The organism is Streptomyces sp. NEAU-W12 (assembly GCF_026242095.1).
In the GTDB taxonomy this organism is placed as follows: domain Bacteria; phylum Actinomycetota; class Actinomycetes; order Streptomycetales; family Streptomycetaceae; genus Streptomyces.
This window is the reverse complement of sequence record NZ_JAPJDM010000005.1, coordinates 256,776-283,246: the sequence shown is the minus strand read 5'-3', so window position 1 is coordinate 283,246 and position 26,471 is coordinate 256,776. Positions and strand designations below refer to the sequence as shown.

The window sequence follows — 26,471 nt, the reverse complement described above, 5'->3', positions numbered from 1 at the left end:
GAACCGGGAGCGCGCCGCCGAAAGCGCTCACGCGCGCGCTGATAGCCGTGGGCCCATGCTGCTCACCCCCCACGGCCCCGCTGCCCCGGAGCCGGCTTTCGAACGTCCCGCCGCCCCGCACGGTCCGGCCTCCGGCCGTCAGGACGCCCCCGTCCCGGCCGCCCGCAGGCCGACCCCCCGCGGTCGTTCCCGGCGGACGTCCGCGGCGCTGCTCGCGTCGGCCGTCTCCGTCTGCCTCCTCGCCGCGAGCGCCCCCGCCGCGCCGCTGGGCATCGGCGACCGCCTCTTCCCGTACCTGGGCAACCCCGGGTACGACGTGACGTCGTACCACCTCGCCCTCGGCTACCCCGGCACCAACGACACACCGCTCCGGGCCACCACCACGATCCACGCCCGGACGAGCACGGACCTGGAGCGGATCAACCTCGACTTCGCCCGGGGCACGGTTCATTCGGTCGAGGTGGACGGCGCCCCCGCCACCTTCACCACCGCCGGTGAGGACCTCGTGATCACCCCCGTCGGCGGCCTGGAGGCCGGCGAACGAACCCGTATCGCCGTGCGTCACACCAGCGAGCCGGTGGCCGCCGAGGACCGTGACGGCGGCTGGGTGCGCACCGCGGACGGCCTCGCCATGGCCAACCAGGCCGACGCCGCGCACCTGGTCTTCCCGTGCAACGACCACCCGTCCGACAAGGCCTTCTTCACCTTCCGCATCACCGCACCCGCCGGTCACACGGCCGTCGCCAACGGTCTGCCGATCCACGTCGACCGCACCCGCGCGGCGACGACGACCTGGACGTACCGCACCCGGCACCCCATGGCCACCGAACTCGCCCAGGTGTCCATCGGCCGCTCCACGGTCCTGCGCCGCACCGGCCCGCACGGGCTGCCGCTGCGCGACGTCGTCCCCACGGCCGACCGCGAACGGCTCGAACCGTGGCTGTCGAAGACCCCCGCCCAGATCGCCTGGATGGAGGCCAGGGTCGGCCGCTACCCCTTCGAGACGTACGGTCTGCTCATGGCCGACGCCTCCACCGGCTTCGCACTCGAGACCCAGACGCTGTCCCTCTTCGAGCGGGACCTCTTCACCGATCCGGCCCGCCCCGCGTGGTACGTCGAGTCGATCATGGTGCACGAGCTGGCCCACCAGTGGTTCGGCAACAGCGTCAGCCCTCGCACCTGGTCCGACCTGTGGCTCAGCGAGGGCCACGCCACCTGGTACGAGGCGCTGTACGCGCAGGAGAGGGCCGGCCGGTCCCTCGAGACCCGGATGAAGGCCGCCTACGAGGCATCCGACCGATGGCGCGCGGCGGGCGGACCGCCCGCCGCCCCCAAGGCCCCCCGGCCCGGCCGGAAGATCAGCATCTTCCGGCCGATCGTCTACGACGGTGCCGCGCTCGTGCTGTACGCCCTGCGCGAGGAGATCGGCCGCGCCGCGTTCGACCGCCTGGAGCGGCGCTGGGTGACCCGGCACCGGGACGGTACGGCCTCCACCGCCGACTTCGTCAAGCTCGCCTCCGAGACCGCGGGACGGGACCTGACCGGCTTCCTGGACGCCTGGCTGCACGACGTGAGGACCCCACCGATGCCCGGCCACCCGGACTGGAGGTCCGCGGCCCACGAACCCACGGGGGGCTCCGCCCCGACCGTGCATCGAACAGGCGTGAACCGGGAACAAACACGGTGACGAGACGTGCCGTGCCGTGCCACCATCATCAGGACGCCACGGCGCGGGACACGGGAATCTCCCGGGAGACCCGTGCGTTGTGAAGGGTGACGGGAGTACCCCGCCACCCCTGCGCATCCCCATCCACATATCGACGTAAGGACCCAATGACCTCCTCTTCTTCCCCTTCCCAGGACACCAAGCGCCTCGCGCAGACCTACCCCGAGGGCCTCCGGGCCGATGCCCTGATGGAAGCGGACGTCGCCTGGAGCCTCGAGATCGACGGAGAGCGGGACGGCGACCAGCTCGACCGCTCCGAGCGTGCGGCCCTGCGCCGCGTCGCCGGCCTCTCCACCGAGCTCGAGGACGTCACCGAGGTCGAGTACCGTCAGCTCCGCCTGGAGCGCGTCGTACTCGTCGGCGTGTGGACGTCGGGAACCGTGCAGGACGCGGAGAACTCCCTCGCGGAGCTCGCCGCCCTGGCGGAGACGGCGGGCGCCCTCGTGCTCGACGGCGTGACCCAGCGCCGCGACAAGCCCGACGCGGCGACCTTCATCGGCTCCGGCAAGGCCGAGGAACTGCGTGACATCGTGCTCGACACGGGCGCGGACACGGTCATCTGCGACGGAGAGCTGAGCCCCGGACAGCTGATCCACCTCGAGGACGTCGTCAAGGTCAAGGTCATCGACCGTACGGCCCTGATCCTGGACATCTTCGCCCAGCACGCCAAGTCCCGGGAGGGCAAGGCGCAGGTCGCGCTCGCGCAGATGCAGTACATGCTGCCGAGGCTGCGCGGCTGGGGTCAGTCGCTGTCCCGGCAGATGGGCGGCGGCAAGGGCGGCGGACTCGCCACCCGCGGTCCCGGTGAGACCAAGATCGAGACCGACCGGCGCCGGATCCGCGAGAAGATGGCGAAGATGCGCCGGGAGATCGCGGAGATGAAGACCGGCCGCGACATCAAGCGCCAGGAGCGCCGGCGCAACAAGGTGCCGTCCGTCGCCATCGCGGGCTACACCAACGCCGGCAAGTCCTCGCTGCTCAACCGCCTGACGGGCGCGGGCGTGCTGGTCGAGAACGCCCTGTTCGCGACCCTCGACCCGACCGTGCGCCGGGCCGAGACGCCGGGCGGACGGCTCTACACGCTGACCGACACGGTCGGCTTCGTCCGGCACCTGCCGCACCACCTGGTCGAGGCGTTCCGCTCCACGATGGAGGAGGTCGGCGACGCCGACCTGATCCTGCACGTGGTGGACGGTTCGCATCCCGTCCCGGAGGAGCAGCTGGCCGCCGTGCGCGAGGTGATCAGGGACGTCGGCGCCACCGGCGTACCCGAGATCGTGGTGATCAACAAGGCCGACGCGGCCGACCCACTGACGCTCCAGCGGCTGCTGCGGGAGGAGAAGCGCTCCCTCGCGGTCTCGGCCCGCACCGGCCAGGGCATCGACGAGCTGCTCGCCCTCCTCGACCACGAGCTGCCCCGGCCGGCCGTGGAGATCGAGGCACTCGTGCCGTACACCCAGGGCAAGCTGGTGGCCCGCGCGCACGACGAGGGCGAGGTGGTCTCCGAGGAGCACACCGCGGAGGGCACCCTGCTCAAGGTGCGGGTGCACGAGGAACTGGCGGCGGAGCTCACGCCGTACCTGCCCACGCCGGCCGTCGGCGTGTGCGGACGACCCGCCGCCTCGGCCACCGGGCGCCCTGATCCCGTACCGTCGTGCTCACCGGCCGCCGTGGGTCCTGCTCATGTTCTGGTGAAGCCTCATGTTCTGGTCCAGCGCCTCGACGTCCCGGCCCGGCTGCGGGCCCGCGAGCCAGGTGTTGCCGGTCGGGCCGATCGACGTCTTCGACACCGGTACAGTCCCGCCGTCCACCACCCGGAACCAGCCGCCGCCCTTCCACTCGTCGACATCGATCCCGTACTCCTCGAGCCGGGCCGTGATGCCGGCCGAACCCCCCGGCCTCGCTGCCCGCGGCCGGTGAGGTGCCGGAACCCGGCTTCTTCGCGTCGGCCCCTTCGTCGGCCGAACCGCCGCACGCGGTCGCGGTGCGTGCCAGGGCGGCGACGAGCCCGGCGGCGGCGAGCCCGGCGGCGGCGAGAGCTCCGCGACGGCCACGCCGGCGCGGAGCGGACCTACCGGTGGAACGCATGGTGCGATGACCCCCGGTGCCGTGAAGGAACGTCCTGCTGCTGTCCGCCGCCGGAGCGGCCTCAGGTCACCGGCCGGCGAACTTGTCGCTGACCGCGTCGTACACGCCCTCGGCCTCGTCGCCCAGCCGCGGGCCGGCCAGCCAGCCCGAGGTCACCGGGCCGATGGAGGTGTTGGACACCAGCGCCGGCCGGCCGTCGGAGCCCTCCGCGACCCAGCCACCCCCGGACGATCCGGCGGTCATGCTGCATCCGATGCGGTACATCGTCGGGTCGGAGGCACCGAGCGAGAGCCGGCCCGGCTGGTCCTCGCAGCTGAACAGCGTCTGGCCGTCGTACGGCTCGCCGGCCGGGTAACCGGTTGCGGTCACGCTCTTCACGTCGGGCACGGCGGGAGCCCCGAAGTCCACCGGCAGCGCCGAACCGACCGTCTCCTCCAGCGACTTGCCGTCGCCGCCCTTTTCCGGCGTCACATGGATGACGGCGAAGTCGTGCGAGGCGCCGTCACCGCCGGTCGCACTGCCCTGCTCGATCCACTGGTCGGAGGTCTGCGCCCAGTCACCCCACCAGACGCCGTACGGAGCGACCTCCTCCTCGGTGGCGCCCTCGAGCTCGCCGGTCGGCCTGCCCGCGTCGTTGTACGACGGCACGAAGGCGATGTTGCGGTACCAGCCGCCCTTCTTGCCGGCGTGCACGCAGTGCCCGGCCGTCCACACCATGTTGGACTTCCCCGGATTGGCGGGGTCCTGCACCACGGTGGCGGAGCACACCATGGTGCCCTCGGGGGAGTCGAAGAACACCTTGCCCGCCGTGGGGGCGTTGTCGTGGTACGACGGCGGCACGGCCTGCGCCTGCACCGGCTCCGGCGTCGGGTCGGTCACGCCCTGGTCACCGGAGATGTCGCTCTCGTCGACCTCCGGGTCCGGCTGCTCGGCGTCCCGCATGCGGTCCGGGTCCCACAGGTCCTCGATGATCGGGTTGATGTAGTCGTTGGCCTCGCGCAGCCAGTCGTCCTTGTCCCAGTTCTTCCAGTCGCCGTTCCTCCACTTGTCGACATCGATCCCGTGCTCCTTGAGCCGGTCCGCGATGTCGCTCGGGATCCGGATCTTGCCGTCCCCGGCCGCGGCGGTCGCGGAGGCTTCGCCGCCCGCCGCGTCGTCCCCCGCACCACAGGCGGTAGCGGTGAGCGCGAGCACCGAGGCGAGCGCGACGGCGGTCAGTACGGGGGAGGTGCCGCGGCGCGCCCTCCCGCCTCGGTGACCGGTGGACGACGGCCGTATGGATCGCATGATCTGACTCCCCCTGATGTGGACGAACTTGGTGCTCGGGCCGTGCCCGCCTCGCGGACCCGAACGGAGCCCGGACCCGTGGCACGACCACCGGGAACGGCACCACACACTATGTGTTCGCCGTGGTGGACAACCGCCGGAACGGCAACGGTTTCGCTACGAGCTCTCTGGCCTGGACACGCGCCGGAGAGCGGCCGATGCGATGCCCTGCCGGCTCTTTGCCGGGGGCTGGTGCCCGGTGACACGCATCCGACCGGAAACGTGTTCGTCCCCACCTCGTGCCGCGCTCACCTGTGCGTCCACGGCCCACGGCCCTCGCGATCGGCGCACGATTGTCGGTGCCGGGCCGTAGGGTGGTCGCGCTATGACGAAGCCCTCACTCCCCGAACTCCTGCACGCTGCCGTCACCGCCGTCGGCGGCACGGAGCGCCCCGGCCAGGTGACCATGGCCGAAGCCGTCGCCGAGGCGATCGACGACGCCTCCCATCTGCTGGTCCAGGCCGGCACCGGTACCGGAAAGTCGCTCGGCTACCTCGTGCCCGCGCTCGCACAAGGAGAAAGGGTCGTCGTGGCGACGGCCACGCTGGCCCTGCAGCGCCAGCTCGTCGAGCGCGACCTTCCGCGCACGGTGGAGGCGCTGCATCCGCTGCTGCGCCGCCGTCCGGAGTTCGCCATGCTCAAGGGCCGGTCCAACTACGTGTGTCTGCACCGGCTCCACGAAGGCGTACCGCAGGACGAGGAGGAGGGTCTCTTCGACCAGTTCGAGGCGGCCGCCCCCACCAGCAAGCTGGGGCAGGACCTGCTGCGCCTGCGCGACTGGGCGGACGAGACGGAGAACGGGGACCGGGACGACCTCACCCCGGGCGTCTCCGACCGTGCCTGGTCCCAGGTGTCGGTGTCGTCGCGGGAGTGCCTGGGCGCCACGAAGTGTGCCTACGGCGCCGAGTGTTTCGCCGAGATGGCCCGCGAGCGCGCCAAGCTCGCCGACGTCGTGGTCACCAACCACGCCCTTCTGGCGATCGACGCGATCGAGGGTGCGCCGGTGCTCCCGCAGCACGAGGTGCTGATCGTCGACGAGGCCCACGAACTGGTCTCCCGGGTCACCGGAGTCGCCACGGGGGAGCTCACCCCCGGCCAGGTCAACCGCGCCGTGCGCCGGGCCGCGAAGCTGGCCGACGAGAAGGCGGCCGACCAGCTGCAGACCGCGGCCGAAGGCTTCGAACGCCTGATGGAGCTGGCCCTTCCGGGCCGTCTCGAGGAGATCCCGGAGGACCTCGGGTACGCGCTGATGGCGCTGCGTGACGCCTGCCGGGCCGTCATCTCCGCGATCGGGGGCACCCGTGACAAGTCCGTCCAGGACGAGGACGCGGTCCGTAAGCAGGCGCTCGCCTCGGTGGAGAGCGTGCACGACGTGGCCGAGCGCATCACCAACGGCTCCGAATGGGACGTCGTCTGGTACGAGCGCCACGAGCCCCGCGGCGGAGCCGCATACCGGCCCAGCGGCGCCTCGCTGCGCGTCGCCCCCATGTCGGTCTCGGGCCTCCTGCGGGAGAAACTCTTCTCCGACCGCTCGGTGGTCCTGACGTCCGCGACGCTGAAGCTCGGCGGCGACTTCAACGGCGTGGGCGCCTCCCTGGGCCTCGGCCCCGAGGGCGCCGAGGGGGACGACCTCCCACCGTGGAAGGGCGTCGACGTCGGCTCTCCGTTCGACTATCCCCGGCAGGGCATTCTCTACGTCGCCAAGCATCTGGCACGCCCGGCCCGCGACGGTGACCGCGCGGACATGCTCGACGAGCTCACCGAACTGATCCAGGCCGCGGGCGGCCGCACCCTGGGCCTGTTCTCCTCGATGCGGGCCGCTCAGCTCGCCGCCGAGGAACTGCGTTCCCGCATTCCGGAGTTCCCGATCCTCCTCCAGGGCGAGGAGACCCTCGGCGAGCTGATCAAGAACTTCGCCGCCGATCCGAGGACCTGCCTGTTCGGCACGCTGTCGCTCTGGCAGGGCGTCGACGTTCCCGGCCCCAGCTGCCAGCTGGTCGTCATGGACAAGATCCCGTTCCCGCGCCCGGACGACCCGCTGATGAGCGCCCGCCAGAAGGCCGTGGAGGACGCCGGCGGGAACGGCTTCATGGCGGTCGCCGCGACGCACGCCGCGCTGCTCATGGCACAGGGCGCCGGTCGCCTCGTCCGGGCCACGGGTGACCGCGGGGTGGTCGCCGTCCTGGACCAGCGACTGGCGACGGCGCGCTACGGCAGCTATCTGAAGGCCTCGCTGCCCGACTTCTGGTTCACCACGGACCGCAACCAGGTGAGGAAGTCCCTGGCCGCGATCGACGCGGCGGCCGGGCAGGCCGGGAGCCAGGCGGACTGAGGGGCGAGGGGGCAAGCGGGCCGGGAACAAGCGGGCCGGGAACGAGGAGCACGCCCCGGCGTGGACGCCAGGCGCGAGGCCCTCGGCATGGGCCATGAAGGGGGCGTGCCGGGCTGTGAACCGACAGCACAGGACCGGACAACCCAGGGCCGGGCAACCCGGACGGGGCAGGGCCCCGGAACCGGCGCAGGGGTTCCGGGGCCCGGACCAGAGGCGGGGCCGGACCGGCCGGTCCCCGCGGCGGACTCAGACGCGGCGCAGAACGGCCACCACCTTGCCCAGAATGGTCGCGTCGTCACCGGGGATCGGCTCGTAGGCCGCGTTGTGCGGGAGGAGCCAGACATGGCCGTCCTCGCGCTTGAAACGCTTGACGGTGGCCTCGCCGTCGAGCATCGCGGCGACGATGTCACCGTTCTCGGCGACGGGCTGGCGCCGGACCGTGACCCAGTCCCCGTCACAGATCGCGGCCTCGATCATGGAGTCGCCGACGACCTTCAGGACGAACAGCTCACCGTCCCCGACGAGCTGACGGGGGAGAGGGAAGACGTCCTCGACCGACTCCTCGGCGAGGATGGGACCACCGGCGGCGATACGGCCGACCAGCGGTACGTACGACGCGGCCGGCTTGCCCGTGGTGTCCGTGGTCTGCACGGAGGTGGCCTGGTCGGAGCCGCGCACCTCGTACGCGCGGGGACGGTGCGGGTCGCGACGCAGGAATCCCTTGCGCTCCAGCGCCATCAGCTGGTGTGCCACGGAGGACGTGCTGGAGAGGCCGACCGCCTGGCCGATCTCGCGCATCGACGGCGGGTACCCGCGACGCTGCACCGAGTCCCTGATGACCTCGATCACCCGACGCTGGCGGTCGGTGAGTCCCGAGCTGTCCGCCCGGATGCCGGGAGGTCGGCCCGGCAAGGAGCGCTTCTGTCCCTCAGGATGCTGCGTGGCTTCGCTCATCGCATGCGCCGGCTCGAGCCGGCCCTGGGAGCGGTCCTGGGCAGTGATGCTGGCGCTGTCTGCGGTGGTGGTCACGTCGGCCCCTCTCGATGGTCTCCCTGCAGGACAACGGTAGTAGCTTTCGAAAGGTTGCGCCAAACACACGTTCGAGTGAAAAAACGCGAATTACCCTCTGTCGTGGCCCACCGAGGTGTATTGACTGCGATTCTCCCCGTCGGTGAAAACCCCGTGGCCGCACCCTCCGCCGCCGGGGCGGCGGCCTCCCGGCCGGGGCTCAGTCTGTCACCGGGTGCCGCGTGATGCGGTGAGCGGCCCGGCTCTTCCCGGGCCTCCTCGGGAGTCGCACGCCGCCTCCTTCCGGTGGGCACGACATCTCCCCGTGTGTGGCCTTCCCGGGGCCCGCAGGGGGCTGCGCGAGGTCGCGCGAGTCCGCACCGTGGCCCCGTGTGAGCGCACCGTGAGGAGGGCCCGCCGGGTGCCTCGCGCCCGGATTCGAACGACACGCGTGCTGGAGTGTATGAATGAGCCAATCACCACATCTAGTGGTTGGATTGCAACAGCTACCCAGAAGTTGTGGTCCCGCGGTCCTGAGGCCTTCGGAGATCGCTTATGCTGGAGCAGCTTCGCGGGGCCGAGCAGGCCCTGTGGGGCCATGGAGTCTGCTGCGAGGGAGGGTTGGGATTTCATGCACTGCCCCTTCTGCAGGCACCCCGACAGCCGTGTCGTCGACAGTCGTACGACCGATGACGGCACGTCGATCCGCAGGCGCCGCCAGTGTCCCGACTGCTCCCGTCGTTTCACGACCGTGGAGACGTGCTCGCTCATGGTGGTCAAGCGGTCCGGCGTGACCGAGCCGTTCAGCCGCACCAAGGTCATCAACGGTGTGCGAAAGGCGTGCCAGGGCCGTCCCGTCACCGAGGACGCGCTCGCGCAGCTCGGCCAGCGCGTCGAGGAAGCGGTGCGGGCCACCGGGAGCGCCGAGCTGACCACCCATGACGTGGGGCTGGCCATACTCGGCCCGCTGCAGGAACTCGACCTCGTCGCCTACCTGCGGTTCGCGTCCGTCTACCGGGCGTTCGAGTCGCTCGAGGACTTCGAGGCCGCGATCGCGGAACTCAGGCAGGTGGAGCACCCCGCCGCGGACGACGGAGACCGTGAGAGGGCTGCCGCGGAGGGCCGGGAGGACAGCGGCGGCTCCGGTGGGGCCGCCCGGGTCCCGGAACCCGCCCACCCCGCCGGCTGACCGGCGGGCCCCGCGGCCGGGGGCGGCCGGGTCGCGGCGATGAGAAGACCTGTTGTGGGTGACGCGCGCGTGGACACCCGCAGCAATCATGACAAACACCGTGCCACGGGAACATCGGGGCACTTCAGGGCGTTTTCGCCCGTACCAGGGAGGCGGCATGACAGAGACGGCGAGCGGTCCGACACGGAGTTCCCGGACCAAGGGCAGCGGCAAGGCCGGCAAGGGGCTGCGAGTCGAGCGCATCCACACCTCTCCCGGAGTCCACCCCTACGACGAGGTGGCCTGGGAGCGTCGTGACGTCGTCATGACCAACTGGCGCGACGGCTCGGTCAACTTCGAGCAGTACGGCGTCGAGTTCCCCGACTTCTGGTCGGTGAACGCGGTCAACATCGTCACCAGCAAGTACTTCCGCGGTGCCGTGGGCACCCCGCAGCGCGAGACCGGCCTCAAGCAGCTGATCGACCGCATCGTGAAGACGTACCGGAAGGCCGGCGAGGACCACAAGTACTTCGCCTCCCCCGCCGATGCCGAGATCTTCGAGCACGAGCTGGCCTACGCCCTCCTGCACCAGATCTTCAGCTTCAACAGCCCTGTCTGGTTCAACGTCGGCACGCCCCAGCCGCAGCAGGTCTCCGCCTGCTTCATCCTGTCCGTCGACGACTCCATGGAGTCGATCCTCGACTGGTACAAGGAAGAGGGCATGATCTTCAAGGGCGGGTCCGGCGCCGGCCTGAACCTCTCCCGCATCCGTTCCTCCAAGGAACTGCTGTCCTCCGGCGGCAACGCCTCCGGCCCGGTCTCCTTCATGCGCGGCGCCGACGCGTCCGCCGGCACCATCAAGTCCGGCGGTGCCACCCGCCGGGCCGCCAAGATGGTCATCCTCGACGTCGACCACCCCGACATCGAGGACTTCATCCAGACCAAGGTCAAGGAAGAGGAGAAGATCCGCGCCCTGCGCGACGCGGGCTTCGACATGGACCTGGGCGGCGACGACATCACGTCCGTCCAGTACCAGAACGCCAACAACTCGGTCCGCGTGAACGACACGTTCATGAAGGCGGTCCGGGACGGCGGCAAGTTCGGCCTGACGTCCCGCATGACCGGCGAGGTCATCGAGGAGGTCGAGGCCAAGGCGCTCTTCCGCAAGATGGCCGAGGCCGCCTGGGCCTGCGCCGACCCGGGGATCCAGTACGACGACACCATCAACCACTGGCACACCTGCCCGGAGTCCGGCCGCATCAACGGGTCGAACCCCTGCAGCGAGTACATGCACCTGGACAACACGTCCTGCAACCTCGCGTCGCTGAACCTGATGAAGTTCCTCGAGGACGACAGCAAGGGCAACCAGTCCTTCGACGTCGAGCGCTTCTCGAAGGTCGTCGAGCTGGTCATCACCGCGATGGACATCTCCATCTGCTTCGCGGACTTCCCGACCCGGAAGATCGGCGAGAACACCCGCGCCTTCCGTCAGCTCGGCATCGGCTACGCCAACCTCGGCGCCCTGCTGATGGCCACCGGCCACGCCTACGACTCCGACGGCGGCCGCGCCCTGGCCGGCGCCATCACCTCCCTGATGACCGGCACGTCGTACAGGCGCTCCGCCGAACTGGCCGCGATCGTCGGCCCGTACGACGGCTACGCCCGCAACGCGCAGCCGCACCTGCGGGTCATGAAGCAGCACTCCGACGAGAACGCCAAGGCCGTTCGCATGGACGACCTGGACACGCCGGTCTGGGCGGCCGCCACCGAGGCCTGGCAGGACGTGCTGAGCCTCGGCGAGAAGAACGGTTTCCGTAACTCCCAGGCGTCCGTCATCGCCCCCACCGGCACCATCGGTCTCGCGATGTCCTGCGACACCACCGGCCTCGAGCCCGACCTCGCCCTGGTCAAGTTCAAGAAGCTGGTCGGCGGCGGCTCGATGCAGATCGTCAACGGCACCGTCCCGCAGGCCCTGCGCCGCCTGGGGTACCAGGAGGAGCAGATCGAGGCGGTCGTCGCCCACATCGCCGAGCACGGCAACGTGATCGACGCCCCCGGTCTCAAGCACGAGCACTACGAGGTCTTCGACTGCGCCATGGGCGAGCGCTCCATCTCCGCGATGGGTCACGTCCGCATGATGGCCGCGATCCAGCCGTGGATCTCCGGCGCCCTCTCCAAGACGGTCAACCTGCCGGAGTCGGCGACCGTGGAGGACGTCGAGGAGGTCTACTTCGAGGCCTGGAAGATGGGCGTCAAGGCGCTGGCCATCTACCGCGACAACTGCAAGGTCGGCCAGCCCCTCTCCGCCAAGACCAAGGAGAAGGAGAAGGCCGAGATCACCGAGAGGACCGAGGACACGATCCGTGCCGCGGTCGAGAAGGTGGTCGAGTACCGTCCGGTCCGCAAGCGTCTGCCGAAGGGGCGTCCCGGCATCACCACGTCCTTCACCGTCGGCGGCGCCGAGGGCTACATGACCGCCAACTCCTACCCGGACGACGGTCTCGGCGAGGTCTTCCTGAAGATGTCCAAGCAGGGCTCGACCCTCGCGGGCATGATGGACGCCTTCTCCATCGCGGTCTCCGTCGGCCTCCAGTACGGCGTCCCGCTGGAGACGTACGTCTCGAAGTTCACCAACATGCGCTTCGAGCCGGCCGGTATGACGGACGACCCGGACGTGCGGATGGCGCAGTCCATCGTCGACTACATCTTCCGTCGCCTCGCGCTGGACTTCCTCCCCTTCGAGACGCGCTCCGCACTCGGCATCCACTCCGCCGAGGAGCGCCAGCGTCACCTCGAGACCGGCTCCTACGAGCCGACCGACGACGAGGTGGACGTCGAGGGCCTGGCCCAGTCCGCGCCGCGGGCGGCTCAGGAGCTGAAGGCGGTCTCCACGCCGAAGGCCGGGACCGAGGCGGCCGAGCCCGCCCCGCAGCAGGCCCACACCAGCGCCGAGCTGGTCGAGATGCAGTTGGGTATCCAGGCCGACGCCCCGCTCTGCTTCTCCTGCGGGACGAAGATGCAGCGCGCCGGTTCCTGCTACATCTGCGAGGGCTGCGGCTCGACCAGCGGCTGCAGCTGAGACAGGGCGTGACACCGTCCGCCCGGGCGTGCCCGCCCGGTGCGACCGGTTGAGACGATGGGAGAGGGGCACCTGCTTCGGCCGGTGCCCCTCTCCCCGTTCCTGCCGCCGTTCCCGCCGGACCGGGGCCCGGCGGTGTCCGGGATCCGGTTCACGGGCGGCGGGTGACTCCCATGGAGCGGGTGAAGGTCAGCGGGTCCCCCTGGAAACCCTGGACGCCGGGATGGAAGTCCCAGGCGCCGGTGCTGTCCCGGGTGAACTCGGCGACCGTTGCCGCCGTGGCCCCCAGGACACCGCTGAAGTCGTCCTCGGCCAGGACGGTGTACCCCTCGCGGATGCGCAGGCCGGGGCGGCCCACGCCGGCGAAGGTGCGTTGCTCCTGATGCTGCTGTATGACGACCCCGACCACCACGCGCGCGTACCGCGCGTCGAGCCGGTTCAGCTCCAGCATCATGACCTCGTCGAAGCCGAAGCCCTTGCCGTCCTTGCTGTCCCGGCTGAGGAGGATCGTGCCGTCGGGAGAGCGGCTGTCGAAGTGCACCACGTACGAGGGGTCACCGTGCGGATCGCTTGCCGGGTAGGGCGCGGCGACGAGATCCAGGTCGGTGGCCGGTTGTCCCGCGGGACTCGGGTCCCACCTCAGCGCGATCTCGACCTTGCCGATGCCCTTGTTGACGCCGTTCACCAGTCTTCCCCTTCCCCCTGGGACCGTCATGCCGCTTCAGAAGCTGCTGTCCAACTGCCGGGCGAACCCGGCAGGTTGTCCATCCTGTCATGCCGGGCCGGATGAGTGCGGCGAAGCAGTCCCGCCGAGGAGGACCGGGCCGCGCCCCGCGGCCTTACGATGGCGCGGTGCTGGTCAAGTGGATTCGCTGCACCGTGGTGGACCGCCGCGGGTTCGAACGGGGACAGCGGAAGTGGGCGGGGCTTCTGGGGGAGCCGGGATTTCGTGGACAGGGCGGGGGCTGGAGCCGGGGGCGACAGGACGTGGCGCACGTCTTCTCCTTCTGGGAGAGCCGCGCCTTCTACGACTCCTTCATGGCGCGGTCCTACGACCGGCTCGCCTCGGCCCAGTCGGGCACCTTCAAGGACGCCCGGGTCAGGCTGTTCGACCACCGCTTCGACGTGAAGACCGGATTCGAACCGCGCTTCACGGACGTCGACCTGCTGAGAGTGGCCCTGTGCCGCGTCCACGAGGAACGTGCGGAGCATTTCGTGCTGATGCACGAGAAGGTCTGGAACCCGGCGATGGCAGGCTCGCCCGGCATGGTCCGGGGACTGTTCGGTGAGGCCCCCGGCCATGAGTTCCTGGTGCTGTCGATGTGGCGGTCGGCTGCCGAGCACGGCAAGTACCGCACCGAGCGTGTGGAACGTCTCGCGCTGCGTGCGCAGACGGAGGCCGACATCGCGGCGCTCACGGGGGACATCGTGGACATGGAGCCGGTCTGGACGGTCTGACGTCCCGGGGCGGAAAACGGTCCCGAAGCGAAGGAAGTGTGTGACCTGTGCCGTACGAGGCGCGTACGGGTGCTCGGTCCGCCGTCAGCCGTTCTAGGGTTTCAGTATGGTACGACCACGGCGCATCGTCCTTGTCCGGCACGGTGAATCAACGGGCAATGTTGACGACACCGTTTACGAGCGCGAACCCGATCACGCGCTGGCCCTGACCGAGCGGGGCCGGCGGCAGGCCGAGAAGACGGGCAAGCGGCTGCACGACCTGTTCGGTGAGGAACAGGTCAGCGTGTACGTGTCCCCCTACCGCCGCACGCACGAGACGCTGCGCGCCTTCGGTCTCGACCCGGAGCGCATACGTGTGCGTGAGGAGCCGCGACTGCGTGAGCAGGACTGGGGCAACTGGCAGGACCAGAAGGACGTCCGTCTGCAGAAGGTGTACCGGGACGCGTACGGCCACTTCTTCTACCGCTTCGCCCAGGGCGAGTCCGGTGCTGACGTCTACGACCGGGTCGGAGGCTTCCTGGAGAGCCTGTTCCGCAGTTTCGAGGCCCCCGACCACCCGCCGAACGTCCTCATCGTGACGCACGGCCTTGCCATGCGGCTGTTCTGCATGCGCTGGTTCCACTGGACCGTGGCGGAGTTCGAGTCGCTGTCCAACCCCGGGAACGCCGAGATGCGGGTGCTCGTCCTGGGGCAGGACGGCAAGTACACGCTCGACCGGCCCTTCGAGCAGTGGCGGCAGCCGGAACCGTACGGGATCACCGGATAGGGTGGCAGGGCGATGACCGCTGACTCCACCACCGCCAGGCGCCTCGACCGCGCCCTGGCCAGCCTGCGTGGACTGTCCGTGGGGGACGCGCTGGGCTCACAGTTCTTCGTCCCGGTGAACTATCCGCTGCTCATGCGCCGTGAGCTGCCTCCGAGCTCCTGGCAGTGGACGGACGACACGGAGATGGCCTGCTCGGTCGTCGCCGTCCTCGCCGACCACCGGCGGATCGACCAGGACGCCCTCGCGCAGTCCTTCGCCCGGCGCCATGACTTCGACCGTGGCTACGGGCCCGCGGTCAACCGGCTGCTGCGGCTGGTCCGCGAAGGCGGTGACTGGCGCGAGCTCGCCGCCGGACTCTTCGACGGCCGGGGTTCCTGGGGCAACGGCGCCGCGATGCGCATCGCGCCCCTGGGCGCCTGGTACGCGGACGATCCGGAGCAGGCGGTCCACCAGGCCGAGATCTCGGCCTACCCCACCCACCAGCACCGCGAGGCCGTGGTCGGCGCGATGGCCGTCGCCGCGGCGGCCGCACTCGCCGCCGCCCCCGGCGGGCCGCCCGGGCCCGAAGCACTGCTCGACGGGGTCGTCGCGCTGGTGCCCGGGAGGAGTGCGGTCGGTGCGGGACTGCGCCGGGCCCGGGACATGTTCGACTACGGCGACGCGGCCACCGTCGCCGCTGTACTGGGGTGCGGACGGCGGACGACGGCCCACGACACCGTGCCTTTCGCGCTGTGGTCGGCCGCCCGAGCCCTGGGCGACTACGAGGAGGCCTTCTGGACCACGGCCCAGGCCGGCGGGGACGTCGACACCACCTGCGCCATCGTGGGCGGGGTGATCGCGGCGGGGAAGGCCGGGAGACCGCCCGCCGGGTGGGCCGAGCGGGTCGAGGCGCTCCCGGGCTGGATGCCGGTGTAGCTCCGGCAGGCCCGGACGTGCGGGGGGCGGACGTGGACGCGCGAGCTTTCGGAACCCTCCGTGCGTCATGGGAACTCTCCGTGACCGGCTGCCCGTTGTCGGGACGTCAGCCGTGTGGGGCATGAGGCCCGGGACGAGGCGGCGGCCGTACGGGTCCGAGTCCTGCCGGCGGTGATCGTGAACGGGCGGTTCACCGCACCGCTCCCGGTACTGCTCGGTTCCGCGACCGCGGTCCTGACAGGCGCGGGGCGGTCCGGCGTCCTGCGCGCCCCGGCCTGCCGGGGCGGCCGGAGAGGTGCCGGGCCGTCCCGCCCGGGGCGGGTCCTCGTCGGCCGGCGCCCGGCCCGGCGGAGACCCTTCGACGCGGCGCCGGACGTGGACCGTGTGCACGCGATTGGCCGGCCCCGTGCCCGCGAGGGCGTGCCGCGATGTTCTCCCGGCCGGGTGCCGTCCTGCGCCCGTTCGTTCACGCATGCGACTCCGTGCAGGCCGAGCGGTTTCGTGCCGTGTCTTCGACGGGGTCGTGGAGTGGGCCGTCACGATGCTCCGAGAAGTGATCGGGCGGCGAACCGGGCGCGGAGGGGCGCGTACCGATGTGGCGAGCGGCTGCGCCGTCGACGCCGTCCCGGCGATGACGGTGTACCGGTCCAAGGTGTGCGGAAGTGAATGGGCGGACGTCGACGTGGAGGAGACGACCGACCTGCCGACGGTTCCGGCGCTACGGCCGGCAGGCCCCTGAGCCGAGGTCGCCGGCACTCCGGCACCGCTCGGGGAACCTGGGTGTCGCGGGCCGTTCCGAGCGGCGTACGCTATGGGCGCCATGCCGTACGAACCACCAACTCACACTGTCGAGCGCTCCCTCCGCGCCACGACCGGGGCGAAGACCGTCGCAGGCGTCGACGAGGTGGGGCGCGGCGCCTGGGCCGGCCCCGTCACCGTCTGCGCGGCGGTCACCGGACTGCGCCGTCCCCCCGAGGGCCTCACCGACTCCAAGCTCCTCACCGTCAAGCGGCGGGACGCGCTCGACCGGACGCTGCGGGACTGGGTGACGTCGTACGCCCTGGGCCACGCGTCCCACGAGGAGATCGACCGGCTGGGGATGACGGCCGCGCTGCGGCTGGCGGCGGTGCGCGCGCTCGAAGGGCTGCCGGTGCGTCCCGACGCGGTGATACTCGACGGCAAGCACGACTATCTCGGGGCCCCCTGGCGGGTCCGCACCGTGATCAAGGGTGACCGGTCGTGCGTGGCGGTCGCGGCGGCCTCGGTGATCGCCAAGGTGCACCGCGACAAAATGATGGCCGAACTGGGTGCCGAGCATGCAGACTTCGGTTTTGCGGACAACGCGGGGTATCCGTCACCCGTGCACAGGGCCGCGCTGGAGGTCCGGGGCCCCACCCCCCACCACCGGCTGTCGTGGGCGTATCTTGATGCGCTGCCCCAGTGGCGGCATCTCAAGAAGGTCCGCAGCTGGGCGGATGGAAGCGTTCCGGCGATCGAGGGGCAGCTCGGCTTCGATTTCTGACGATTCCGTTCGCACTCATGTGCCACCCGACGGCGCGAGCCGTACCAGTGTTTGATAAAAATCAGCCCATGCCTCTCATTCCCGAGGAGTCTCAGATTCACGAGAGTGCCCAGGGTCCCCGCGCCACTCCGGCCAGCGGCCGTACCGCGCCGACCCCCCGCCCCGTACCCGGTCCCCGTCCCGCCGCACCGCCGCGACCCGGTCGGCCCGGCCCGGTCCGGCCCGCGCCTTCGGCGCAACGCACGCCGCGTGATGCCCCTGCGGCGGCCGACCCCGTCCCTTCGAAACCGACCGTTCCGGCTGCGGCCGGCGTCCAGGTCCAGCTGATCCCGGCACCCGTCCAGGGGGCGCTCGACGCCGCCGAGGAAGCCGTGGACCTGCTGCTGGACTCCGGCCGAGCCCCGGGCGACGTGCTGGTGATCACCACCGGCGAGCCGCACCCGTGGGCCACCCACGAACTCTCCTTCGGTGAGGCCTCCTACTGGGCCCTGCACGCCGCCGCCGACGACGTCTTCTACACGGACGCCGCTGTCGCGGACCGTGCCGGAGCACGCCCCGTGGTCGTGGTCGCCGTCAACGGGGGGCCCGAGCCGGTGACCGCGTCGGCCCTGGCCGTGGCGCGCACCAAGGCCACCACCCTGCTGATCGTCTGCGGTGACCCGCAGCGGATCAACCCGGTGACGGGGACCCGCGTCTGAGGTGACGTCATGGCGCCCGTCCGTACGGGCGCCATGCGGCCGCCCTTCCGCCGTGCGGGCAGTGGCGGCGAAGGAGCCCTGGTTCCCGGGTGCCCGGCGGGCCCTCAGCGCGCTGCCGCGCGGCGCAGGACGTCGGACGCGGCACCGCCGGTGCGCGGTATGCGCGGCGGCGCCTCGGCCGTGGCGAACGGTTCCGGCGCGGAGCCGGTGCTGGGCCGGCGCCCGCCGCGGCCCTCACCGAGCACCTGCCAGCCGTCACGGGTCAGCGTGATGTACGCCCCGCAGCGCAGCCCGTGCAGCGTGCAGGCGTCCCGCAGCCCCCACATCCACGCGCCGTCCTCCTCCGTCCAGCGTGCGTCGCCGTCACGGCAGCAGAGCAGGACAGCGGTACGCACCGGTGTACGGCGCCGCAGGTCGTGCGGGACGACCCGGCGCAGTTGGGACAACAGGGCGTTGCGGAACATCCAGCCGTCGGCCGGGGCGGGGCGGCGGGTGAACGAAGCGCTCGCCCGTACCCGCTCGTCCTGGTCGAGTACGGCGACGATCGCGGTCGCCGGCCCCGGGTGGTGCCGGGCGTGCAGGCCGCTGACGACCTCACGCGGGTTGCGCAGCAGCGGGATTCCCGCGGCAGCCCACTCCGCGGGTTCGAGCAGGCGAGTGGCGGAAGCGGCGGGTGTGGACAGCGATGCCGCCGAGGACGGAGCGAATCCGAAGGTCACGGTCCTCCCTTCGGCTACGCCCGGACGACGGGCGGGGTCGGATTCAGGGGAGCGCGCACGCAACGGAGCCCAACCTGGGTGGCGGACGAGCCGTGCGGGTGCGGACCTCAATTCTTCCTGTCGAACCAGGATGCGGCAACGAGCAATCGTGCGGGCCGACCGGTATCGGACGATTGGGTGTTTATATCCCTGCCCCGCGTGCCGGCGGGGCACACATGCGGCGCTCGATCCCGCCGTGTCGGTACGTGACGTACGGGGCCGGTGGCCTGTGGCCGGTTTCCAGGAGGCCGGGACGCGCGGTGCGTCACCACGAGGTGAACGCAGGGGTGAGGTGGCCGACTGTCGTAGCCATCGGGTTGCATGGGGGCATGGACACCCCGGAGCTGCGCACCGAAGCCGACGCCATCCTCGCCGAGCTCGTCGGCGACCCCGAAGGCTCGGCACGGTTGCGGGAGGACCAGTGGCAGGCCGTGGCGGCCCTGGTGGAAGAACGCCGGCGCGCCCTGGTGGTGCAGCGCACCGGCTGGGGCAAGTCGGCGGTCTACTTCGTCGCCACCGCCCTGCTGCGCCGGCGTGGTTCTGGCCCCACGGTGATCGTCTCGCCGCTGCTGGCGCTGATGCGCAACCAGGTCGAGTCGGCGGCGCGGGCCGGCATCCGGGCGCGCACCATCAACTCGGCCAACCCCGAGGAGTGGGACACGATCTACGAGGAGGTCGAGCACGGCGAGACCGACGTTCTCCTCGTCAGCCCGGAACGCCTCAATTCCGTGGACTTCCGCGAGCAGGTGCTGCCCAAGCTCGCGGCCACCACCGGTCTGCTGGTGGTCGACGAAGCGCACTGCATCTCCGACTGGGGCCATGACTTCCGCCCCGACTACCGCCGACTGCGTGCCGTGCTCGCCGACCTCGCCCCCGGTGTACCGGTGCTGGCCACCACCGCGACCGCCAACACGCGCGTCACCGCGGACGTGGCCGAGCAACTGGGCACCGGCGCCGGCGAGGCCCTGGTCCTGCGCGGCCCTCTGGAACGGGAGAGCCTGCGGCTGGGCGTGGTCCGGCTGCCGGACGCCGCGCACCGCCTGGCCTGGCTCGCCGAGCACCTGGACGAGCTGCCGGGCTCCGGGATCATCTACACGCTGACCGTCGCGGCGGCCGAGGAGGCCACCGCCCACCTGCGGCAGCATGGCTTCCAGGTGGCCTCGTACACCGGGCGCACGGAGAACGCCGACCGGCTGCAGGCCGAGGCAGACCTGCTGGGCAACCGGGTCAAGGCGCTGGTCGCGACCTCGGCGCTGGGAATGGGCTTCGACAAACCGGACCTGGGCTTCGTGCTGCACCTGGGCTCCCCGTCCTCGCCGATCGCCTACTACCAGCAGGTCGGCCGGGCGGGCCGGGGCGTGGCCCACGCCGACGTGCTGCTGCTGCCGGGCAAGGAGGACGAGGCCATCTGGCGCTACTTCGCCGACACCGCCTTCCCGCCCGAGGAGCAGGTCCGGCAGACGCTCTCGGTCCTGGCCGAGGCGGGACGGCCCTTGTCCGTGCCGGCCCTGGAGGCCCGGGTCGACCTCCGGCGCACCCGCCTGGAGACCATGCTCAAGGTGCTCGACGTGGACGGCGCGGTCAAGCGGGTCAAGGGCGGCTGGATCTCCACCGGCGAACCGTGGGCCTACGACTCCGAGCGGTACGCCTGGGTCGCCCGGCAGCGGGCCGCCGAGCAGCAGGCCATGCGCGACTACGTGAGCACGGACCGGTGCCGGATGGAGTTCCTGCGACGGCAGCTGGACGACGAAGGAGCGGTCCCGTGCGGCCGCTGCGACAACTGCGTGGGGCCCTGGGCCGATTCCTCCGTCTCGGCCGAGACCCTGACGGCGGCGGCGAAGGAACTGGACCGCCCGGGAGTGGAGGTCGAGCCGCGCCGGATGTGGCCGACGGGGATGCCGGCCCTGGGGATCGAGCTCAAGGGACGCATCCCGGCAGGAGAACAGTGCTCCACCGGACGCGCCCTGGGCCGGCTCTCGGACATCGGCTGGGGCAACCGGCTGCGTCCGCTGCTGGCCGAGAACGCGCCCGACGGGCCGGTCCCCGATGACGTCCTGCGGGCCGCGGTGGAGGTCCTCGCGGACTGGGCACGTTCTCCGGGCGGCTGGGCGACGGACGGCCCGGACGCCTCCGCCCGGCCGGTGGGAGTCGTCGCCGTGCCCTCCCTCACCCGTCCGCAGCTGGTCGGTTCCCTCGCCCAGGGCATCGCGACCGTCGGGCGCCTGCCCCTGCTCGGCACCCTGACGTACACCGCGCCGGACGGCGCCCGCACGGCACGCCGCAGCAACTCCGCCCAACGCCTGAAGGCGCTGTCCGGTGCCTTCGCCGTCCCCGACGAGCTGGCGGGCGCCCTGGCGCACGCGCAGGGGCCTGTCCTGTTGGTGGACGACTGCACGGACTCCGGCTGGACCCTCGCTGTCGCCGCCCGCCTGCTCCGCAGGGCAGGAGGCGCACAGGTCCTTCCCCTGGTCCTCGCCGCGGCAGGCTGAGCCTCCGTCGCCGGCCCGGTCCGGTCTCCGGGACTCCCGTGCCGGCCCCGGCCGAGGAGTTCTTCCTCGAGTTCGCCGGCGGCGTCCTGCGTGCCCGCGGCGATTTGGAGAGCGCCGGGAAACCGTTCGGTCGCCCCTCGTCCCGGTGGCGGAGACGCTCGCGTGATGGTGTGGCAATCGGACCGCAGTGAAATGGAAAGTGCAGGTCACACGAAGTGCGTGACGTGTCCCTGGAAGGAGTTGTCCACAGGGCGAGCGGAGTTTCCTGATCCGAGCGATCGTCCTTTCATGACGAACAGCAACGAAACGAACGGATCCCCGGGAAACGGTGATGTCGCCGGCCGGGGGCGGGGCGAGCGCGCCGGCCTTCCGGGACGCGACGACAACGACCGCGGCGCCGGGGTCCCGGGACCGGGGACCCGCGGGAACGGGGGCACGCACGCAGGGCGTGCGCCGGACATCGCCTGTACCGCCTACGGCAGCCACGGCGGCGAACAGCAGGTCACGCTGCGCACCCCCGCCGAACTCGCCGACGCCCTGCCCTACCTGCTCGGCTACCACCCCGAGGACAGCATCGTCCTGGTCGCCCTGTACGACAAGGACGGGCGGGGCAGGTTCGGCGGCCGGGCCAGGCTCGGCATCCCCGCCCACCGGGACGACTGGCCCGCTGCCGCCCGCCAGCTGGCCCAAGGGCTGGTCACGGGCAGCGAGCGCCGAGGCGCCAAGCCCGAGCAGATGATCGTCTTCCTCTGCCAGGAACCGGGGGACCGCGAATCCGGACAGCAGGTCAGGGAACGGCTGGGCCCGCTCGCCCACGCGCTGCGCCTGGAGTGCGGTGCCCTCGACGTCCCTGTGGTGGAGGCCCTGTGCCTCTCGGGCGGCCGCTTCTGGTCGTACTGCTGCGACGACGAGGGGTGCTGCCCCGAGGCCGGGACACCGATGGGGCTGCCGGGCACCTCGGTGCTGGCCGCCGCCGCGACCTACGCCGGACTCCAGGTCCGGGGCACGCTGCGTGAACTGCGGGCGAGGTTCCTCCCGTGGGAGAACGCCGCCGCCCTCGACCAGGAAACCGCTCTGGACGCCGCCCACCGGACGCTGGTCCCCAGGATTCTCGACGCGGCGGGACGGAACGAGGTCGCCCGGCAGACGCTGGAACTGGCCGAGCGTGTCATGGGCAGGCTGGCCTGCACCCCGCCCGTGCCCGGCACGCTCCCGGCGGACCTGCGGGACGACGAAGCGCTCCGGCACGACGAGGCCGCCACGCTGATCCTCGGTCTGCAGGACCGCACGACCCGGGACCGGGCGGCGGAGTGGATGGAGGGTGAAGAGGCAGGCCCCGCCCTCCGCCTGTGGCGGGCGCTGGCCCGCCGCTGCGTCGGATCGTACGGCGAACACGCCGCGGCGCCCCTGACACTCGCAGGGTGGGTCGCCTGGTCCATCGGCGACGAACTTGAGGCCAGGGAAGCACTGGCCATGGCCCTGGGGGCCGATCCCGACTATCTCTTCGCCCGTCTTCTGCACCAGGCCTGCAACGAGGGCCTCGACCCGGAATCGATCCGCCGCTGCCTGCGCTCGGAACGCGACGGCCAGGGTCAGGCGGACGGCGACGGTCCGGCGGCCACCGGTGCGGAGGACGAGGATCCGGGCAACGGAGATCCGGGTGACGGAGAGCCGGGTGACGGAGAGCCCGGTGCGGCGGGAGAGTCCACACCCTCCGGGCCCGCGGTTGCCCTGGTCCGGGAAGCGCGTTCGCGCCGCCGACGCCGCGAGCGTCTCTCCGGTGCTGGGGCCGGTGCCGGTGCCGGTGGCAGTTCCCCGCGTCGGGGGCGGACGGAAGACAGCCGCCCGAATGTGCGGATTCCGTATCCCCGTACGGCGGTGGGGGACGCGTGTCCGGACGGGGCGCGTCCCGGTGTCGAGAGGCCGGGTGCTGTCCGCCGTCGCCCCGCAGCCCCGCGGGGACGCACGCAGATCCGGAGTCAAGGCGGTGCCGGTGAGGAGTGACCGGGCGGGAGGGGGGCCACCGGTCGGGCGAAGGGGAGGGCGCAGGCGCCCCCGGAACCCGTCCCGCAGCTGAGCTGACCGTCGCCGACCCGCGGCGGGAGCAGCACCGGGCCGAAGTCGACCAGCCGTCGACGTCGTCGGTGAAGGGAGTGTTTATCGTCAGGAAGACGACTATGATCGCCGCATGTCCTACGACCCGTCAGCCTTTCCGCCCTTTGCCGTCACCGTGGACCTGGTCGTGCTGACTGTGCGCCGTCACGCCCTGTGTGCGCTGGCGGTGCGCAGGGGGGAACCGCCGTTTCAGGGGCGCTGGGCGCTTCCCGGCGGATTCGTCCGGGCCGACGAGGACCTGGCGCAGGCGGCGGCACGTGAACTGGCGGAGGAAACCGGACTGAGCGTGCACGACCCCGCCACCCCCGCCCAGGCCGGCGGGGCGCACCTGGAACAGCTCGCCACCTACGGCGATCCCAAGCGCGACCCCCGGATGAGGGTCGTCAGCGTCGCGCACCTCGCTCTCGCCCCCGACCTGCCCGCACCCCGGGCGGGCGGCGACGCCAGCAACGCGCGCTGGGCCCAGGTCGGGGAACTGCTGCAACAGGCGGGCTACGGCAGGGAAGGCGAGCCGGTGGCGCCGCTCGCCTTCGACCACGCGCAGATCCTGGCGGACGGGGTGGAGCGGGCCCGCTCCAAGATCGAGTACTCGTCACTGGCCACGGCCTTCTGTCCGCCCGAGTTCACGGTCGGCGAGCTGCGCCGTGTCTACGAGGCCGTGTGGGGTGTTGCCTTGGACCCGCGCAACTTCCACCGCAAGGTGACGGGGACACCGGGCTTTCTCGTGCCGACAGGTGGCACGACCACCCGGCAGGGCGGCCGTCCCGCCCAGCTCTTCCGGGCCGGCGGAGCCACCCTGCTCAATCCGCCGATGCTGCGCCCCGAGGTGTGACCGCACCGGACCGAACGGCCTGGGCGACGGGAGCGGGTGAGGGCGCGGAGGTGACTGCAGAGGCATCCGGCCCGGGTGGGGGCGGGTCGTGGGCGCGGGCCCCGTGCGGCTGAATTACCCGTGGCCGGCGGGCCTTGCGGTGCCCGAAAAACCCGATATGGCACGCTATCTTGCTTTGGGTGATCCAGGCCATCGGACTGACCAGCAACCCGCGCAAAGAGCTTCCGCCCGCTGTCGACAACGTGTCCTTCGACGCACACGCAGGTCGCGTCACGATGCTGCTCGGAGCGCCGGGCGCGGGCAAGACGACGACGCTCAGACTCATGCTCGAACTCCAGCCGGGCCGTGGCATCACCTACTTCAGGGGCCGCCCACTGCACCGCATCGGCCATCCGCCCCGCGAAGTCGGCGTACTGCTGGGCGAGGTGCCGGGCCACCCCGCACGCACCGTGCGCGGACACATCCGCATGCTGTGTGCCGCGGCGGGAGTTCCGGTGCGGCGCGGAGACGAAGTCCTGGAGGCCGTCGGGCTCGTGAGTCTGCGGGACGAACGCCTCGGCACCCTCTCGCGGGGCATGGACCGACGCCTCGGGCTCGCCTGCGCGCTGTTGGCGGACCCGCACACCCTCGTGCTCGACGAACCCGCGCACGGGCTGTCCGCCGGCGAGAGCCGCTGGCTGCACGGCATGCTCCGGGCCTACGCGGCCCAGGGCGGCACCGTTCTGAGTACAACGGCCGACCCCAAGGAGGCGGCGCGCACCGCGGACCGGGTGGTCACCCTCGTCCAGGGCCGGCTCGTGGCCGATCAGCCGGCCGCGGACTTCTCGCGCACCCGGCTGCGCCCCCGCGTCGCCGTCCGCACCCCGCACGCCGCCCGGCTCTCCGCGCTGCTCACCAAGGAGGCCCGCACCGCCCGGCGTTCCGTGGAGGTGGCCGAGGACGGCGGCAATCGCATCTCCGTCTACGGCAGTACCTGCGCGGACGTCGGCGAGATCGCCTTCCGCCACGGCATCGTCGTCCATCAACTCGCTGAAGAGATCGGGGACATGGGGCCAGGTGCGGGTGCCTCGTCCCATGCCGGGAAGCCGGTTGCCCCGGACGGCGAAACGCCGTCCGCCGCGGCGTCGGCCCTCGCCGCCGCTTCCGACGCCGGACATCCCGGTGACTCCTCCGACTCCCGCCCCGTCGACTCCCGTCCCGTCGATTCCCCACTCTCCGGCCTCCGCGCCGGAGGTGAGGCCCGGGCGTCGGAGTCCGGGTCCACGGCGGGGCTGCCGCCTCCCCTCTCCGTCCGTCCCACCCCCCGCCCCCTCCGCCCGCTGCGCTACGAGATCCGCCGGGTCACCGGCGTCGGGACCGGGTTCCTCGTCGGGGCGACCGTGCTGGTGGTGTCCGCGCTCACCGCCGTGCTGCTGGCCCGGATCGGGCACACCCCGCAGCCGCGCCTGCTGGCCGCGTGGCCCAGGGAGCTGCCCCTGCCGCCCGCGGCACTCGGGGCGGGGCTGCTCGGGGCGCTGGCCTTCGGTGACGAGTTCCGCCACCCCGTCCTGGCGGCGGACCGGGCAGGTGTGCCCCGGCGGCTGGGACTGCTGACCGCCAAACTCCTCGTCGCCTCGGTCTCCGCCCTCGTCCTGGCCGTCCTGACGATCGGGTGCGATGCCGAGATGCTCTACCTCGTCTACGGACGGGAGCTGGTCGAGATCCCCGCCGACTGGCTTTCGCTCGGAGCGAGTTGGCTCGGACTCGTGATCGGGTGCGCGTGGGCGGGCGTGCTGGCCGCGGGGCTCTTCCGGTCGACCGCCGCCGGTCTCGCCGCGGTCCTCGCCGTCCCCCTCCTCGTCGTGCCCCTCATGCGCAGGCTGGTGGAGGGGGCGTCGGTGGAGACCGTGGCCGGGGTGCCTCTGCGGATGCGTGAGGTGTCCCTGCTCCACTGGCCCTTCGGGGGCGAACGGTATCTGGAGGGGGTGCTGCGGATGGTCGCCCAACCGGTGGGCGGCGCAATGGCGTTGTCCCTCGCGGTGCTGCTCTGCGCGTATCTGCTCGCCTTTTTGCGGAACAGGGTCCGATGACGACCGGGCGCGCCCCGATCGGTCCGTCACTGCCGACAACTCCCCGCAGGGAGCCCGCTTCTTTCCGATAAGGCGTCAATTGCGACGGGGTGAGCGATCACCCTTTCGTGTGCTTTTCACCA

The 26,471-nt window shown here is 71.7% G+C and carries 17 protein-coding genes and 1 pseudogene; 14 read left to right on the top strand and 4 right to left on the bottom strand.

The genetic code is table 11. From position 1 onward, the window contains the following. The first annotated feature begins 55 nt into the window (after nucleotides 1–55). On the top strand, nucleotides 56–1,687 hold the full coding sequence (locus ORI94_RS08935) for a M1 family metallopeptidase (RefSeq protein WP_266073823.1): 1,632 nt from the start codon (nucleotides 56–58) through the stop codon (nucleotides 1,685–1,687). 146 nt (nucleotides 1,688–1,833) lie between these two features. Further along, nucleotides 1,834–3,318, top strand: a pseudogene (hflX, locus tag ORI94_RS08930) (GTPase HflX); the annotation flags it as partial. A gap of 562 nt (nucleotides 3,319–3,880) precedes the next feature. Here hflX and ORI94_RS08925 read toward each other — a convergent pair. Next, nucleotides 3,881–5,101, bottom strand: a complete 1,221-nt coding sequence (locus ORI94_RS08925) for a trypsin-like serine peptidase (RefSeq protein WP_266073822.1) — start codon at nucleotides 5,099–5,101, stop codon at nucleotides 3,881–3,883. Nucleotides 5,102–5,465: 364 nt separating this feature from the next. Between ORI94_RS08925 and ORI94_RS08920 the strand changes: the two genes are divergently transcribed. Continuing rightward, nucleotides 5,466–7,472 carry an ATP-dependent DNA helicase gene (locus ORI94_RS08920; protein ID WP_266073821.1) on the top strand — a complete coding sequence of 669 codons (2,007 nt, stop codon included), beginning with the start codon at nucleotides 5,466–5,468 and terminating at the stop codon, nucleotides 7,470–7,472. Nucleotides 7,473–7,718: 246 nt separating this feature from the next. Here ORI94_RS08920 and lexA read toward each other — a convergent pair whose 3' ends face one another. Continuing rightward, entirely contained in the window at nucleotides 7,719–8,501 is a 783-nt protein-coding gene (gene lexA, locus ORI94_RS08915) for a transcriptional repressor LexA (RefSeq protein ID WP_266073820.1), read from the bottom strand. Between the two features lie 610 nt (nucleotides 8,502–9,111). Between lexA and nrdR the strand changes: the two genes are divergently transcribed. Both nrdR and ORI94_RS08905 read left to right on the top strand, forming a co-directional pair. Next, nucleotides 9,112–9,669: a transcriptional regulator NrdR gene (nrdR, locus tag ORI94_RS08910; protein ID WP_266073819.1), complete on the top strand. Its 558-nt coding sequence runs from the start codon at nucleotides 9,112–9,114 to the stop codon at nucleotides 9,667–9,669. Nucleotides 9,670–9,826: 157 nt separating this feature from the next. After that, nucleotides 9,827–12,727, top strand: coding sequence for a vitamin B12-dependent ribonucleotide reductase (locus ORI94_RS08905; protein WP_266073818.1), 2,901 nt, complete (start codon nucleotides 9,827–9,829; stop codon nucleotides 12,725–12,727). Nucleotides 12,728–12,878: 151 nt separating this feature from the next. Here ORI94_RS08905 and ORI94_RS08900 read toward each other — a convergent pair whose 3' ends face one another. Beyond that, nucleotides 12,879–13,412, bottom strand: a complete 534-nt coding sequence (locus ORI94_RS08900) for a TerD family protein (protein WP_042173031.1) — start codon at nucleotides 13,410–13,412, stop codon at nucleotides 12,879–12,881. A gap of 167 nt (nucleotides 13,413–13,579) precedes the next feature. On the opposite strand from ORI94_RS08900, the gene ORI94_RS08895 reads away from it, so the two are divergent. From ORI94_RS08895 to ORI94_RS08875, 5 genes are all read left to right on the top strand, one after another. Then, nucleotides 13,580–14,185 carry a YdbC family protein gene (locus tag ORI94_RS08895; RefSeq protein WP_266073817.1) on the top strand — a complete coding sequence of 202 codons (606 nt, stop codon included), beginning with the start codon at nucleotides 13,580–13,582 and terminating at the stop codon, nucleotides 14,183–14,185. 106 nt (nucleotides 14,186–14,291) lie between these two features. After that, nucleotides 14,292–14,951 carry a histidine phosphatase family protein gene (locus tag ORI94_RS08890; protein WP_266073816.1) on the top strand — a complete coding sequence of 220 codons (660 nt, stop codon included), beginning with the start codon at nucleotides 14,292–14,294 and terminating at the stop codon, nucleotides 14,949–14,951. Nucleotides 14,952–14,963: 12 nt separating this feature from the next. Beyond that, on the top strand, nucleotides 14,964–15,866 hold the full coding sequence (locus tag ORI94_RS08885) for an ADP-ribosylglycohydrolase family protein (RefSeq protein WP_266073815.1): 903 nt from the start codon (nucleotides 14,964–14,966) through the stop codon (nucleotides 15,864–15,866). Between the two features lie 820 nt (nucleotides 15,867–16,686). Continuing rightward, nucleotides 16,687–17,388: a ribonuclease HII gene (locus ORI94_RS08880; RefSeq protein WP_266073814.1), complete on the top strand. Its 702-nt coding sequence runs from the start codon at nucleotides 16,687–16,689 to the stop codon at nucleotides 17,386–17,388. Between the two features lie 68 nt (nucleotides 17,389–17,456). Then, nucleotides 17,457–18,086: a hypothetical protein gene (locus ORI94_RS08875; RefSeq protein ID WP_266073813.1), complete on the top strand. Its 630-nt coding sequence runs from the start codon at nucleotides 17,457–17,459 to the stop codon at nucleotides 18,084–18,086. Nucleotides 18,087–18,190: 104 nt separating this feature from the next. Here ORI94_RS08875 and ORI94_RS08870 read toward each other — a convergent pair whose 3' ends face one another. Further along, nucleotides 18,191–18,805: a hypothetical protein gene (locus ORI94_RS08870; RefSeq protein ID WP_266073812.1), complete on the bottom strand. Its 615-nt coding sequence runs from the start codon at nucleotides 18,803–18,805 to the stop codon at nucleotides 18,191–18,193. Between the two features lie 368 nt (nucleotides 18,806–19,173). On the opposite strand from ORI94_RS08870, the gene ORI94_RS08865 reads away from it, so the two are divergent. The 4 genes from ORI94_RS08865 (at nucleotide 19,174) to ORI94_RS08850 (ending at nucleotide 26,349) form a co-directional block, all read left to right on the top strand. Continuing rightward, on the top strand, nucleotides 19,174–21,333 hold the full coding sequence (locus tag ORI94_RS08865; RefSeq protein ID WP_266073811.1) for a RecQ family ATP-dependent DNA helicase: 2,160 nt from the start codon (nucleotides 19,174–19,176) through the stop codon (nucleotides 21,331–21,333). A gap of 288 nt (nucleotides 21,334–21,621) precedes the next feature. Next, nucleotides 21,622–23,337 carry a DUF4192 domain-containing protein gene (locus tag ORI94_RS08860; RefSeq protein WP_266073810.1) on the top strand — a complete coding sequence of 572 codons (1,716 nt, stop codon included), beginning with the start codon at nucleotides 21,622–21,624 and terminating at the stop codon, nucleotides 23,335–23,337. A 184-nt stretch (nucleotides 23,338–23,521) separates the two neighbouring features. After that, the gene (locus ORI94_RS08855) at nucleotides 23,522–24,280 is read left to right on the top strand and encodes an NUDIX hydrolase (protein WP_266073809.1); all 759 of its coding nucleotides are present in this window, start codon (nucleotides 23,522–23,524) and stop codon (nucleotides 24,278–24,280) included. Between the two features lie 179 nt (nucleotides 24,281–24,459). Then, the gene (locus tag ORI94_RS08850) at nucleotides 24,460–26,349 is read left to right on the top strand and encodes an ATP-binding cassette domain-containing protein (RefSeq protein ID WP_266073808.1); all 1,890 of its coding nucleotides are present in this window, start codon (nucleotides 24,460–24,462) and stop codon (nucleotides 26,347–26,349) included. Nucleotides 26,350–26,471: the final 122 nt, after the last annotated feature.

Excerpts from the sequence above, each read along its gene's own strand:
- ORI94_RS08935 (WP_266073823.1), top strand. The coding sequence starts at position 56 with ATGCTGCTCACCCCCCACGGCCCCGCTGCCCCGGAGCCGGCTTTCGAA.
- ORI94_RS08875 (WP_266073813.1), top strand. The coding sequence starts at position 17,457 with ATGCCTCTCATTCCCGAGGAGTCTCAGATTCACGAGAGTGCCCAGGGT.
- ORI94_RS08865 (WP_266073811.1), top strand. The coding sequence starts at position 19,174 with ATGGACACCCCGGAGCTGCGCACCGAAGCCGACGCCATCCTCGCCGAG.
- ORI94_RS08925 (WP_266073822.1), bottom strand. The coding sequence starts at position 5,101 with ATGCGATCCATACGGCCGTCGTCCACCGGTCACCGAGGCGGGAGGGCG.
- ORI94_RS08880 (WP_266073814.1), top strand. The coding sequence starts at position 16,687 with ATGCCGTACGAACCACCAACTCACACTGTCGAGCGCTCCCTCCGCGCC.
- ORI94_RS08860 (WP_266073810.1), top strand. The coding sequence starts at position 21,622 with ATGACGAACAGCAACGAAACGAACGGATCCCCGGGAAACGGTGATGTC.
- ORI94_RS08905 (WP_266073818.1), top strand. The coding sequence starts at position 9,827 with ATGACAGAGACGGCGAGCGGTCCGACACGGAGTTCCCGGACCAAGGGC.
- ORI94_RS08855 (WP_266073809.1), top strand. The coding sequence starts at position 23,522 with ATGTCCTACGACCCGTCAGCCTTTCCGCCCTTTGCCGTCACCGTGGAC.
- ORI94_RS08920 (WP_266073821.1), top strand. The coding sequence starts at position 5,466 with ATGACGAAGCCCTCACTCCCCGAACTCCTGCACGCTGCCGTCACCGCC.
- ORI94_RS08885 (WP_266073815.1), top strand. The coding sequence starts at position 14,964 with ATGACCGCTGACTCCACCACCGCCAGGCGCCTCGACCGCGCCCTGGCC.
- ORI94_RS08890 (WP_266073816.1), top strand. The coding sequence starts at position 14,292 with ATGGTACGACCACGGCGCATCGTCCTTGTCCGGCACGGTGAATCAACG.
- nrdR (WP_266073819.1), top strand. The coding sequence starts at position 9,112 with ATGCACTGCCCCTTCTGCAGGCACCCCGACAGCCGTGTCGTCGACAGT.